13 protein-coding genes and 1 rRNA gene are annotated in these 13,001 nt (G+C 55.9%); 10 read left to right on the top strand and 4 right to left on the bottom strand.

From position 1 onward, the window contains the following. Positions 1-89 precede the first annotated feature (89 nt). Complete coding sequence (metK, locus tag ELY25_RS13680) at positions 90-1,310, bottom strand: methionine adenosyltransferase (protein WP_126951834.1); 1,221 nt, start codon at positions 1,308-1,310, stop codon at positions 90-92. Positions 1,311-1,552: 242 nt separating this feature from the next. Here metK and tkt point away from each other — a divergent pair, with 242 nt between their 5' ends. The 7 genes from tkt to ELY25_RS13645 all read left to right on the top strand — a co-directional run bounded on the left by tkt (position 1,553) and on the right by ELY25_RS13645 (position 8,584). Next, positions 1,553-3,544 carry a transketolase gene (gene tkt / locus ELY25_RS13675; RefSeq protein WP_126951833.1) on the top strand — a complete coding sequence of 664 codons (1,992 nt, stop codon included), beginning with the start codon at positions 1,553-1,555 and terminating at the stop codon, positions 3,542-3,544. Positions 3,545-3,547: 3 nt separating this feature from the next. Next, complete coding sequence (locus tag ELY25_RS13670) at positions 3,548-3,901, top strand: CidA/LrgA family protein (protein WP_126951832.1); 354 nt, start codon at positions 3,548-3,550, stop codon at positions 3,899-3,901. Then, entirely contained in the window at positions 3,891-4,613 is a 723-nt protein-coding gene (locus ELY25_RS13665; protein WP_126951831.1) for an LrgB family protein, read from the top strand. Before ELY25_RS13670 ends, ELY25_RS13665 begins: the two co-directional genes overlap by 11 nt. 70 nt (positions 4,614-4,683) lie before the next feature. Continuing rightward, positions 4,684-5,742: a type I glyceraldehyde-3-phosphate dehydrogenase gene (locus ELY25_RS13660; protein ID WP_126951830.1), complete on the top strand. Its 1,059-nt coding sequence runs from the start codon at positions 4,684-4,686 to the stop codon at positions 5,740-5,742. 55 nt (positions 5,743-5,797) lie between these two features. Then, entirely contained in the window at positions 5,798-6,967 is a 1,170-nt protein-coding gene (locus ELY25_RS13655; protein WP_126951829.1) for a phosphoglycerate kinase, read from the top strand. Positions 6,968-7,031: 64 nt separating this feature from the next. Beyond that, positions 7,032-8,096 carry a class II fructose-bisphosphate aldolase gene (gene fba, locus ELY25_RS13650; RefSeq protein WP_126951828.1) on the top strand — a complete coding sequence of 355 codons (1,065 nt, stop codon included), beginning with the start codon at positions 7,032-7,034 and terminating at the stop codon, positions 8,094-8,096. Between the two features lie 137 nt (positions 8,097-8,233). Beyond that, the gene (locus ELY25_RS13645) at positions 8,234-8,584 is read left to right on the top strand and encodes a hypothetical protein (RefSeq protein WP_126951827.1); all 351 of its coding nucleotides are present in this window, start codon (positions 8,234-8,236) and stop codon (positions 8,582-8,584) included. A gap of 6 nt (positions 8,585-8,590) precedes the next feature. Here ELY25_RS13645 and ELY25_RS13640 read toward each other — a convergent pair whose 3' ends face one another. Next, positions 8,591-9,013: a hypothetical protein gene (locus ELY25_RS13640; protein WP_126951826.1), complete on the bottom strand. Its 423-nt coding sequence runs from the start codon at positions 9,011-9,013 to the stop codon at positions 8,591-8,593. A gap of 281 nt (positions 9,014-9,294) precedes the next feature. Between ELY25_RS13640 and ELY25_RS13635 the strand changes: the two genes are divergently transcribed. Genes ELY25_RS13635 through ELY25_RS13625 form a run of 3 tightly spaced genes read left to right on the top strand, consistent with a single transcriptional unit; the run spans position 9,295 to position 11,340 of the window. Beyond that, complete coding sequence (locus ELY25_RS13635; protein ID WP_126951825.1) at positions 9,295-9,993, top strand: HAD-IA family hydrolase; 699 nt, start codon at positions 9,295-9,297, stop codon at positions 9,991-9,993. A 3-nt stretch (positions 9,994-9,996) separates the two neighbouring features. Beyond that, complete coding sequence (locus ELY25_RS13630) at positions 9,997-10,371, top strand: translation initiation factor Sui1 (RefSeq protein ID WP_126951824.1); 375 nt, start codon at positions 9,997-9,999, stop codon at positions 10,369-10,371. A 60-nt stretch (positions 10,372-10,431) separates the two neighbouring features. After that, positions 10,432-11,340 carry a nuclease-related domain-containing protein gene (locus ELY25_RS13625; RefSeq protein ID WP_126951823.1) on the top strand — a complete coding sequence of 303 codons (909 nt, stop codon included), beginning with the start codon at positions 10,432-10,434 and terminating at the stop codon, positions 11,338-11,340. 8 nt (positions 11,341-11,348) lie between these two features. Here the strand turns inward: ELY25_RS13625 and ELY25_RS13620 are convergent, their stop codons facing one another. Both ELY25_RS13620 and rrf read right to left on the bottom strand, forming a co-directional pair. Then, positions 11,349-12,680: a deoxyguanosinetriphosphate triphosphohydrolase gene (locus ELY25_RS13620; protein ID WP_126951822.1), complete on the bottom strand. Its 1,332-nt coding sequence runs from the start codon at positions 12,678-12,680 to the stop codon at positions 11,349-11,351. Between the two features lie 148 nt (positions 12,681-12,828). Next, positions 12,829-12,944, bottom strand: a 5S ribosomal RNA gene (gene rrf, locus ELY25_RS13615). Between the last annotated feature and the right edge of the window lie 57 nt (positions 12,945-13,001).

Genomic DNA, 13,001 nt, shown 5'->3' with positions numbered 1-13,001 from the left:
GTATGACTCAGCCTAAATCAGGGCGCATAAAAAAACGCCCCCTGGCAGAGCCAAAGGGGCGTTCTCTTACAACCGGCCTAGCGAATGTCTTACAAACCGGCCGCCTGACGCAGTGCATCGGCTTTATCGATCTTCTCCCAGGGGAAGGCGGTAAAGGTTTCGGTATGCTCTTCGCCTTTATCGTCTACCCAGGTATAGCTATGCTCGAACGGCGCCCGACCAAAATGGCCGTAGGCAGCGGTCAGCTGATACATCGGATGTAACAGGTCGAGCATTTTAGTGATCGCGTAAGGGCGCAGATCGAAGTGCTCACGTACCAGCTCGACAATCTGGGCGTCGTCAATCTTGCCGGTGCCGAAGGTGTCGATAGAAACCGAAGTCGGCTCGGCCACGCCAATCGCATAGGAAACCTGGATTTCGCACTTGTCGGCAAGTCCTGCTGCTACCACGTTCTTGGCCACGTAGCGGCCAGCGTACGCCGCGCTGCGGTCTACCTTGGAAGGATCCTTGCCCGAGAACGCGCCGCCGCCATGACGGGCCATGCCGCCGTAGGTGTCGACGATGATCTTGCGACCCGTCAAACCACAGTCGCCTACCGGGCCACCAATCACGAACTTGCCGGTAGGGTTGATGTGGTACTGGGTCTTTTCGTCCAGCCACTCGGCGGGCAGTACCTCTTCGATGATCTCGCGCTGCACCATGTGGCGCAGGTCTTCTTGGGCGATCTCGGGGTCGTGCTGGGTCGACAGTACCACTGCGTCAACGCCACACGGCTGGCCCTGCTCGTTATAGCGGAACGTCACCTGGCTCTTGGCATCCGGGCGTAGCCACGGCAGAAGGCCGTTTTTGCGCAGCTCGGCCTGACGCTCGACCAGACGGTGCGAGTAGTGAATCGGCGCCGGCATGAACGAATCGGTTTCATTGGTGGCGTAGCCAAACATCAGGCCCTGGTCGCCCGCCCCCTGGTCTTCCGGCTTGGTGCGGTCAACGCCCTGGGCAATTTCCACGCTCTGCTTGCCAATCAGGTTGATGACCCCGCACGTGGCGCCATCAAAGCCTACGTGCGAGGAGGTGTAACCGATGTTGGTAATCACATCACGCACCAGCGTTTCCAGATCCACCCACGCCGAGGTGGTAATTTCACCGGCAATAATCGCCACACCGGTTTTCACCATGGTTTCACAAGCAACCCGTGCCTGTTTATCCCGGGCGATAATGGCATCCAGCACCGCATCAGAAATCTGGTCGGCAATCTTATCGGGATGACCTTCGGAGACGGACTCCGAGGTAAACAGGGAATATTCGCTCATCGCGCTCTCGACCCTCTGTATGACGGCTGTGCATAAGCCACAGCATCAGCAGGAAATCACGGCAGGAGGCTCCCTGCCCGTATTAGGAAGCGGCACTGCCGCCTCGGGGGGCAGAGTCTACACGCTGTTGGCGACGCTTCCCAGAATACGATTACCAGAATTTGCCGCCATATTTGCCGCCACATGGGAAGTCGGCGACAATAGCGCCTTTATAATTTCCGTTTTCAGGCGAGGAGCACCCCATGCCGTCCCGTTTTGAGCTGGCCAATGCCATTCGCGCCCTTTCCATGGATGCTGTTCAGAAGGCCAAGTCCGGCCACCCTGGCGCGCCCATGGGCATGGCTGATATTGCCGAGGTGCTTTGGAATGATCACCTCAAGCACAACCCCGAAGATCCCAAGTGGGCTGATCGTGACCGTTTTGTGCTGTCCAATGGGCACGGCTCCATGCTGCTCTACTCACTGCTCCACCTCAGTGGCTATGAGTTAAGCCTGGAACAGCTGCAGAATTTCCGCCAGCTGCACTCGCCCACCGCCGGCCACCCGGAATTTGGCTACGCCCCGGGCATTGAAACCACGACCGGCCCCTTGGGCCAGGGTTTCGCCAATGCAGTTGGTTTTGCCATTGCCGAGAAAACCCTGGCGGCGCAGTTCAATCGCCCGGGCCACACCATTGTGGATCACCACACCTGGTGCTTCTTAGGCGACGGCTGCCTGATGGAAGGCATTTCCCATGAAGCGGCGTCACTGGCCGGCACCCAGCAGTTGGGTAAGCTGATCGCGCTGTATGATGACAACGGCATCTCGATCGATGGCGAAGTGGAAGGCTGGTTTACCGACAATACCGCCAAGCGCTTCGAAGCCTACGGCTGGCACGTAGTGCCCAATGTCGACGGCCACAAGCCGGAAGAGATCCACGCGGCCATCGAGCTTGCCAAGCAGAACGACGACAAGCCTAGCCTGATTATCTGCAAGACCATCATCGGCTTTGGCTCGCCCAACAAGCAGGGCAAGGAAGAGTCCCACGGCTCGCCGCTAGGCGAAGAGGAAGTCGCACTGGCGCGCAAGCAGTTGGAGTGGCCCCACGCGCCGTTCCACATTCCAGAGCCGATCTACTCTGCCTGGGACGCCCGCGAAGCCGGTAAAACCCGCCAGCAGGAGTGGGAAGCACGCTTTGCCCGCTACACAGAAGCGTTCCCGGTTGAAGCGCGGGAATTCAAGCGGCGTATGAAAGCCCAACTGCCTGCTGAGCTTGCCACCGAAACAATGATTGAGCAGGCTCAGGAAAAAGGCGCCACCATCGCCACCCGGAAAGCGTCGCTTGAAGCGCTTAACGTGATTGGCCCGCAGATGCCGGAACTTCTGGGCGGCAGTGCAGACCTTGCACCCTCGAACCTGACGTTCTGGAAAGACGCCAAGGCGATTACCCCGGAAGATGCCAGCGGCAACTACCTGCACTATGGTGTGCGTGAGTTTGGCATGGGCGCGGTAATGAACGGTATCGCCCTGCACGGCGGCTTTGTGCCTTACGGTGCGACCTTCCTGATCTTTATGGAATACATGCGTAACGCGGTACGCATGGCGGCACTCATGGGTCAGCAGGCGATCTACGTGTTTACCCACGACTCCATTGGTCTGGGTGAAGATGGCCCGACTCACCAGCCGATCGAGCAGCTGACCAGCCTGCGCACCACGCCGAACCTCAACACTTGGCGCCCATGCGATGCAGTGGAAACGGCTGCTGCCTGGAACGCCGCGATCAAGCGTCATTCTGGCCCAACGGCGCTGGTGCTTTCGCGTCAGAACCTGCCACACCAGGAACGCAGCAAGGCTCAGCTGGCTTCCATTCAGCGCGGTGGTTACGTACTCAAGGACAGCGAAGGCACACCGGAGCTAATCCTGATTGCCACCGGTTCAGAAGTGTCGCTGGCCATGGACGCTGCAGCCGAACTGGAACAGCAGGGCAAGGCAGTGCGCGTGGTTTCCATGCCGTCTACCTACCGCTTTAACGGCCAGGATGCCGAGTACCGTGAAAGCGTGCTGCCCAAGGCGGTGACCAAGCGTATCGCCATTGAAGCGGCCCACGCCGACTACTGGTACAAGTATGTGGGCCTTGATGGCCGTGTGATTGGCATGACGACTTACGGCGAATCGGCACCCGCGGGTGAGCTGTTCAAGCACTTCGGGTTCACGGTTGAAAACATCCTCAAGCAAGCCAATGAGCTCCTTGGCTAACGGATGCCCGCCCTTATTGGCTTTTTATGGCTGATTGGTTACTGGCTGATCGGTGAGGTGTTCGTCCACTTCACCGGTTTGCCTGTTTCTTCCGGCGTGGTCGGCATGCTGCTGTTAAGCACCACGCTAGCCATCCGGGGGCGCGTGCCTAACAGCATTGCCGCCGCCGCACAGCCACTGATTGCCCTGCTTGCCATGCTGATCATGCCCGGTGTGGTAGGCGTATTTTTTATTCTTGATGAGCTTGCCGGCCAGTGGCCGGCCATTCTCTTTGCCCTGATTTTGGGCACGCTCTTGAGCGTGACAACAACCCTTTGGCTACTTAAACGCCTGATGGGAAAGCACCATGCCCGCTAATGCCCTGTTAAGCACATTAAGCGCGACGCCGCTGTTTGCCGTTGGGTTAACGCTTGCGGCGTTTTTGTTAGGCAACCTGCTTTTCAAACGCTTAAAAAAGCCCACTTGGCTACCGGCTATCCTGATCGCAGCGCTGCTGCTTGCCGCCACCCTAGCGGTGATTGGCCTGCCTTATGATACCTATCGACAGGACGCTAGTTGGCTAACCATTCTGCTGGGACCCGCGACCGTGGCGCTGGGTATGCCGCTGTATCAACAGCTGCCGCATATTCGTGCGCTGTGGCAGCCCCTGACCATTTGCTTGCCTATTGCGGCCACCCTCGCCGCTTGCTATGCCCTGCTGATTGCCTGGGTACTGGGCAGCTCGCCGCTTATTCTGGCGTCTATCGCCGCCAAGTCTGTGACCGCTCCCATCGCGATTGGTATTACCGAGCAAATTGGCGGCTCGGCGGCGCTATTGTTGGGTGCTCTTCTGATTACCGGTGTTGCCACGGCTGCATTTGTGGGACTAGCCGCTCGGTTTTTAAAGATTGAGGATGAGCGCATCATCGGTTTTGCCTTGGGGCTGAACGGCCACGCCATCGGCACGGTGAGGGCTTTTGAAATAAGCCCGACTGCGGGCGCATTTGCTTCACTTGGAATGAGTCTTACCGGTATTTTTACCGCTCTCATACTGCCGCTAGCCTGGCGCCTGATAGGCGCAGGTGGTTGAAATAAGCTATCATCGCCAATGCTTTAATTACCCACGGTCATTGATTCACTTTTAAGAGCCGCTTTCCTACATGGCTAATTCTGCCTCTACGCACACCACGCCGACGTATCGCATTGCCATTAATGGTTATGGGCGCATTGGTCAGTGCGTACTGCGGGCGCTGGTTGAACGCGACGATCCCACCCTTGAGGTTGTCGCCATCAATGAGCTGTCAGACTTGGCCACCATTACCTACCTGACCCGCTACGACACCACTCACGGCCGCTTTCCCGGCAATGTCGAGAACGACGGCGAAGCGCTTGTCGTCAATGGCCATCGAATTCAGATTCTTTGCGAGAAAGACCCACGCCGGCTGCCTTGGGAAGCACTGAATATTGACCTGGTGTTGGAGTGCTCGGGAAGTTTCAAGGATCGCGTAACCGCCGAGCAGCATATTGCCGCGGGCGCCAGGCGCCTGCTGTTTTCACAACCGGCTGAAAACGATGTTGATGCCACGATAGTCTGGGGAATCAATCAGCACGAGCTGGCGCCTTCCCAGCGAATTCTATCGGCCGCTTCGTGTACCACCAACTGTCTGGTTCCATTATTGACCGTGCTGGATGACGCGCTGGGCCTTGAGCATGGTGTGACCACCACCATTCACTCGGCGATGAACGATCAACCAGTGATCGATGCCTATCACCAAACTGACCTGCGCCTGACCCGCTCCGCGATGCAGTCCATCGTGCCGGTGGATACCGGCCTTGCGCGGGGTATCAGTCGGTTAATGCCTAACTTGGCCGAGCGTTTTGAATGCCTTCACGTGCGCGTGCCCACCATCAACGTTTCCGCCATGGATGCCGCACTGACGGTACGCCGCGATACCAGCGCTCAGGAGGTCAATGAACTTGTGTATCAGGCAAGCCAGACGCGGCTTGCCGGCGTGCTTGGTTTTACCGAAGCGCCCATGGCATCGATTGATTTCAACCACGACCCGCGCTCGGGCATTTTTGATGCCACCCAGACCCGCGTGGCTGGCAAACGCTTGATCAAGCTCTTATGTTGGTTTGATAACGAGTGGGGGTTTGCAAACCGCATGCTCGATATTGCTCAGCGGCTAGCGGACATTTCCAAGCAAAACACCGTCTAGCGTTGGTTACCACCCCTATCTGATTCACCGCCTGGAAGACGAGGAAACCGCTCACATGAACGTGCAAAAAATGACAGATCTGCCTTTGGAAGGGCAACGCGTGCTGATTCGTGAAGACCTGAACGTGCCGATCAAGCACGGCAAGGTGTCTAGCGATGCGCGCCTGAAAGCGGCACTGCCTTCCATTCAAGCGGCGGTGAAGGCAGGTGCCAAAGTGATGCTGATGAGCCACCTTGGCCGTCCAACCGAAGGCGAGCCTGCCGACGAATTCTCACTCGCCCCGGTGGCTGCCCACTTGAGCGACCTGCTAGGCCAGCCGGTCAACCTTGTCGGCGATTACCTTGAAACGCCACCCGTGCTTGAAAACGGCGAGGTCGTGCTGCTCGAGAACGTGCGCTTTAACGTGGGCGAAAAAGACGATACAGAGCAGCTTTCCAAGCAGTATGCCGCGCTGTGCGACGTGTTTGTAATGGACGCGTTTGGGACCGCCCACCGTGCCCAGGCGTCTACCCATGGTGTTGCCCGCTTTGCCAGCCGCGCCTGCGCAGGTCCGCTGCTTGCCCAAGAGCTTGATGCCCTGGAAAAGGCGCTGGCCAATCCGGCACGCCCAATGACGGCGATCGTGGGTGGCTCCAAGGTTTCCACCAAGCTTGACGTGCTCAACGCGCTTTCCGAGAAGTGCGACCAGTTGATTGTAGGTGGCGGAATTGCCAACACCTTTATCGCGGCAGCGGGCTATAATGTGGGCAAATCACTCCACGAAGCTGACCTGGTCGGTCAGGCGAAAGCACTGATGGAGAAAGTGTCGATTCCGCTACCGACCGATGTCGTGGTGGCTACCGAGTTTTCAGAATCCGCCGAGGCGGTGGTTAAACCGGTTGACCAAGTAGCCGATGACGAGATGATTCTGGATATTGGGCCTGAGACAGCGGCCCATCTGGCTAGCATGCTGAAAGATGCAGGCACTATTTTATGGAATGGCCCGGTCGGCGTATTTGAAATCGACCAGTTCGGCAAAGGTACCGAAGTGATTTCTCAGGCCATTGCCGATAGCGCCGCATTTTCTATTGCGGGCGGAGGTGATACGTTGGCTGCCATCGATAAGTACGCCATTGCAGATCGCGTTTCGTATATTTCAACCGGCGGCGGCGCGTTCCTTGAGTACGTTGAAGGTAAGCAGCTGCCTGCCGTTGTCGCGCTCGAAGCTGCCGCTAAGCGCGGCTAATATAAAAGCATCGAATTGAAAATTTCGCACTCGTTCACACTGATAACTTAAAGAAGGTGATCCCATGGCTTTGATCAGCATGCGTCAGATGCTCGACCACGCCGCCGAATATGGCTACGGCATTCCGGCATTCAACGTCAACAACCTGGAGCAGATGCGCGCGATTATGGAAGCGGCGGACGCGACCGACTCCCCGGTTATCGTTCAAGCCTCTGCGGGTGCGCGCAAATATGCCGGCGCTCCTTTCCTGCGTCATTTGATCTTGGCCGCGGTTGAAGAGTTTCCGCATATTCCAGTTGTCATGCACCAGGACCACGGCACCAGCCCCGCGGTATGCCAGCGCTCTATTCAACTGGGCTTCTCCTCGGTCATGATGGACGGCTCGCTAGGTGAAGATGGTAAGACACCTACCGACTACGCCTACAACGTCGATGTGACTCGCCGCACGGTCGAGATGGCCCACGCCTGTGGCGTTTCCGTTGAGGGTGAGCTTGGCTGTCTGGGTAGTCTGGAAACCGGCATGGCCGGTGAAGAGGACGGCATTGGCGCGGAAGGCAAGCTGGATATGGAACAGCTTCTGACCGACCCGGAAGAAGCCGCTGAGTTTGTTAAAGCGACCCACGTGGATGCCCTGGCAATTGCCATCGGCACCAGCCACGGTGCTTACAAGTTCACCAAACCGCCGACAGGCGATACGCTGTCCATCCAGCGTATCAAAGAGATTCATGCACGCATTCCCGACACGCACTTGGTCATGCACGGCTCCTCTTCTGTACCCCAGGAGTGGCTCGAGGTGATCAACCAGTACGGCGGTGAAATCCCGGAAACCTACGGTGTGCCGGTTGAAGAGATCGTCGAAGGTATCAAGCACGGCGTGCGCAAGGTCAACATCGATACCGACCTGCGTCTAGCCTCCACTGGTGCCGTGCGCCGCTTCATGGCTCAAAACCCGTCTGAATTCGATCCGCGCAAATTCCTCAAGGAAACCGTGACGGCCATGCGCGATTTGTGTATCGCTCGCTATGAAGCGTTTGGTACCGCAGGCAACGCCAGCAAGATCAAGCCGATCAATCTTGAAGAGATGTTCAATCGCTACGAGCGTGGCGAGCTGGACCCTAAAGTTAAATAAGTCAGAACGTGACTTATATTAAAAGACGGCCATTTGGCCGTCTTTTTTTAGGGATCACACTCGTCAAGTATAAATACATATTGCATTGCAGCATAAATCGGCCAACACTGGGCAGATGTTCACCTTGGAGCCTGCTTATGAAATCTGCTACTCAGCCTGCACTAATGCCCATGTCACCCGTTGCCATGCTTGATGCCTGGAAAGTCGGCATCATGGCAGTTGAATTATGGACATCATCCTTTTCAACCATCACCCATCGCAACCAGCTATGGCAAACACAGCCATTTTTTAGCCCCAAAATGATGAAAGAAAATCAGCAGATGGTGACCGAGAAGCTTGAAGCCAGCATGGAGGCAGGCTTTGCGATGCAAAAAACCTTTCTTGATATGCTAGGCGGTCAGCACGCGCCTTGGTGGGTGACCAGTCGTCAGGCCATGCAACCTTATCACCGTCGCAGTAGCGCCAACTCAAAACGACTGGCCCGCTAGATAACCCTACTGGTTATCGTTGTTTTCCTGCTCACTTTCGCCATTGTCATCGTCGTTGCTTTTCTCATCTTCGCCGCTTTCAATGGCGTCTTCAGCAGAGCCCGTGCCGCCAGTGCCACCTTCTGTATTCTTGCTCTCGGCATCACCGTTATCAGAAGTGGTCGGATCGCCTCCGTCGCTTTCTACATTATCACTTTTCACTCCATCGCTATGTTCAGCGGTGTCAGTGTCATTCGCAGCGGCAGTATCAATCGTCTGCCCGTCACGCTGCACGGCGCCGGCCTTGATGCCATACTTTTCTTCAAGCGCTGCATCATCCAGCGGTTCATGCTGCTCGCCGCCAGCTTCAGGTTCAGCAAAAGCACTTCCCACCGTGATCAAGAAGGGCGCGCTTAACATCAGTGAAAGCAACCAAGGAGTTAATCGCATAGGAAATTCCTTTTATGATTTATGCAGTATCGCCTGTCTACTATAGTCTTTCTCAAATCGATTAACACAAACTGCAGAAAAAACACTGCGTTAAGAAATTGATTGGCTCCTCAAACAAACTGCTTGCTCTGGGTATGGCAGCATATCTAAAGAAAGCATAATGAGTATGCGGGTAAAAAATTATAAAACAGTGTTCACAAAAGCCAAAAAATCTCGTTCAATAGAGGTTTAGCTGGCTTTAACCAACACTGGTAGCGTTTAAGGCGCTGCAAGGAATCCCAATGCCGCTCCCACTTTTGTTGTTTGATTGTGATGGCACCCTCGTCGATAGTGAACCACTTTTGGCCGAAGAGATGTCCATTGGACTCAGTTCCATCGGATTGCCTTTCGTTCCGGCAGATTATCTGGGGGAATTTCGCGGCGCCCGATTCCGACGCATTGTCGCTGAACTGCAGCAGCGCCATGGTGATGTCGACCCTGACCAGCTCGACCGCATGGAAAGTACGATGCGCGCTAAGCTTGCCAGCCGACTCGCAGAAGAGCTTACACTGATTTCAGGCGCCGGAGAGGCGCTGGCAGCGCTTGCCGCTTACCCAAGTGCGGTCGTATCCAACGGGCCTGAAACCAAGATTCATACAGCACTTCAAACCACGGGTTTAACCGACTATTTTGGTAATCGACTGTTTAGCGGTTACACCGCGAATTGTTGGAAGCCCGAACCCTGTCTGCACCTGCATGCCGCGAGCATCATGGGCTATAACGCACACGACTGCATCGCTATTGACGATGCACTGGTAGGCGTTCGTGCAGCGCTGGAAGCAGGTATGACGGTCATCCATTTAAATCGCTTTCCCGATGCCGAAGAAACCCCTGAAAACGCTATCATGATCAGCAATATGCATCAGCTACCTACCGTCGTCGAACGCCTTTATCGGGAATTTTGGCGTGCTCCCATGCCAAAACGCTCAACTGGAGGATAAACCATGGGCTCTTTACGTGACCAACTCGGCGGCCTTGTGTATTCAACCGAGCATGGCAAAACATGCCCTAATTGTCGCGAAGCGTTGGATGCATGTAGCTGTGAGGAAAGCAGCGAACAAGCGCGCCTTGCGGCGTTAGATGGTATTGTGCGCATTCGTCGCGAAACCAGTGGACGTAAAGGCAAAGGCGTCACCACGATAAGTGGTATCCCTGTGTCCGAGACAGAATTGAAGACGTTGGCTAAAGCACTTAAAAAGCGCTGTGGTACCGGTGGGGCCGTGAAAGATGGCATTATCGAGATTCAAGGCGATCATCGTGAGACGTTGCGTGAGGCATTAACGGCTCAAGGCTATCAGGTCAAGCTGGCGGGCGGATAAACAGACTCTTTACTATCAGGCTTACCGTTGGGGTAGGCCGCTAAAACGCAAGGCACTGCAATGGCTTGGCTGGAATACCTGCTACCGCTCATCTTTTTATTCCCTATGGCCGCAATGGGTGGCATCGTAATTGCGCTGCGCAGCCTGCACGATGCGCGTGTCCAGTCCCCTTTCAATGCGCCGCTGCGCGAACCTGGGCAAGCCTTGCGTCAACGTCTTGATCAAGCCTTTTCGACCCTGTTTTTAAACGGTGCGCTCGGCCCCATCATTAGCCTGGCACCACTCGTTTACGGCATGGGTAGAATGCTGTTTGTCAACCGGCAGGAGTGGGTCGAGTGGGCTTTATACGGGCTCTTGAGCTCCCTGCTGGTTCTGGCCTTTTCACTACTGCTGGTACGTGATTATCAGCGTATTAGAAGGCTCAAACTGGGGCTTGCCTGCGAGCTGGCGGTAGGCCAGGAACTTGAGCGGCTAATCCGCCCTGAGGCACATCCCTACTACGTGTTTCATGATGTGCCTACCGACAGCTTTACCATCGACCATGTAGTGGTGACGCCTCACGGCGTTTTTGTGCTGGAAACCCGAGCGCGCGCACTGGCGATTGGCCCAGATGGACGTGAGCTTAACCAGGTAGCCGTGGAACGCGAGCGCCTGCGTTTTCCTCACTGGCATGAGCGGCGCCCGTTGCACAAGACACGCCAAGCGGTATGCTGGCTTACCCAGTGGCTAGAGCGGCGCTGCGGCGTACCAGTGCCGGTGCGCGGCGTACTGGTGCTCCCCGGCTGGGAGATTGATACCACTGAATCTGCGGGTGACGTTCTGGTCGTCAGTGGTGAACAGCTTTCCAAACAGCTTACCGAGTTGAAGCCGGGCACGCTGAGCGACCCTATTCATGACAAGATCATTTATCTGCTAATGGAGCGGGCCCGGCTGGTAGAGCTACGCCACCTTCGAAAGCCTTCGGTTTAATCTACTATTTAATCGCCGCGTAACCGTCCGCCCATTTCCTGGGCAAGATCCACTGCGTAGTGGTCGGTCATTCCGCCAATAAAATCCAGCATGCGCCGATAGCTGTCATAAAGCGACCAAGAGGGCAGCGGCGTATTCTCACCGATCAGAGCCAGTACCCGCTGATGCTTGAATGACGACTGCCCGGTATGGTGCAACTCGTGGGCCGCACCAATAAAGGCTTCCAAGAGAATTCCCAGCGTCGTATAGGCACCGATCTCAAGCTTGGCTTTCCGCTCATTTTGAAAAATGCGCTCACGAGCCAGCTGTTTCGCCGCTTGTACCCCCCAGCCCAGGTCCGGATGGCAAAGTTCAAGCAGGTCTTCCTTTAGCGTACCGCTCAATAGCGCCTGCTCGTGCTGAACAAATACGGCCCCGACATCATTAACCGCCCGCTCCATGGCTGCACCACGCAGCAAGGCAATACGCCGTCGCTGAGAAACCTGACGACTCTGCATTTCCTCATACTCAGGCGGGAACTCACCTGCCACCTGGCGAAGAATCTCCACGACTTCTTCGTAGCGCAAAATACCCATTTCCAGGCCATCTTCCAGATCCAGCAAGGCATAACAGATATCGTCAGCGGCCTCGACCAGCCAAGCCAAAGGATGACGACACCAGCGCTGCTCGCCTTGGGGCAACAGCCCTACCGCTTCAGCAACTTCGGTTAGCAGCGCCTGTTCAGACTGGTAGCAGCCGAACTTACCAGCCCGGCCGCCATAGCGTACGGTCCAGGGATATTTGAGCAGCGTACCTAACGTGGCGGCCGACAACCGCATACCACCATTGAACTGGTTATATTCAATTTGGGTAATGACCCGAAAGCCTTGAGCATTGCCTTCGTAGGTCAACAGGTCCTCACGCTCGGCTTCAGATAGGCCATCCAGCAAGCCACTGCTCTGAGCACGGCGAAACCAATCGCGAATGGCATACTCACCGGCATGGCCAAAGGGAGGGTTGCCAATATCATGGCCCAGGCAGGCGGTTTGTACGATAACGCCTAGATCAGCAGGCGTAATCCAATCCGGCAAACGGTCATGGAGCAGCTCACCAACAATCATGCCCAGAGAACGGCCGACACAGCCAACTTCCAGCGAGTGGGTTAGTCGCGTATGGATATGGTCGTTTTCCGTTAATGGGTGTACCTGAGTTTTACGCCCCAGACGACGAAACGAACCAGAGAATACGATCCGATCATGGTCTTTATGAAAGGGGCTACGCCCAATTTCTCGCGTATTACTCGGGCGTTGATCATGCAGACGACGTGGGGAGAGCAGCTGCTCCCAGCGCATTTGTGTCATGGCAATCCTCCTTGAGGAGTGCATTCTGACATAAAATACTGAGTAAGGGGTGAAGGGTAAGTTGTGAGTGTTAAGGGCACTCCACTTTTCTTTCACGCATAAAAAAATCCCCCGAGGCGCAAGCCCCGGGGGATTTTTCACAATAAGTGCCTGACGATGACCTACTCTCGCATGGGGAGACCCCACACTACCATCGGCGCTAAGCGGTTTCACTACTGAGTTCGGCAAGGGATCAGGTGGTTCACGCTCGCTATGGTCGTCAGGCGTAACTGGCAATGTACATCATGCTGTGTGACGGTGTTTTGTGTCGTCTCTCGTGCC

The sequence above is a fragment of the Vreelandella populi genome, from assembly GCF_003989825.1.
GTDB lineage: Bacteria > Pseudomonadota > Gammaproteobacteria > Pseudomonadales > Halomonadaceae > Vreelandella > Vreelandella populi.
Note: the sequence above shows the minus strand (reverse complement) of the source record. Positions and strands in the feature narration are given on the sequence as shown.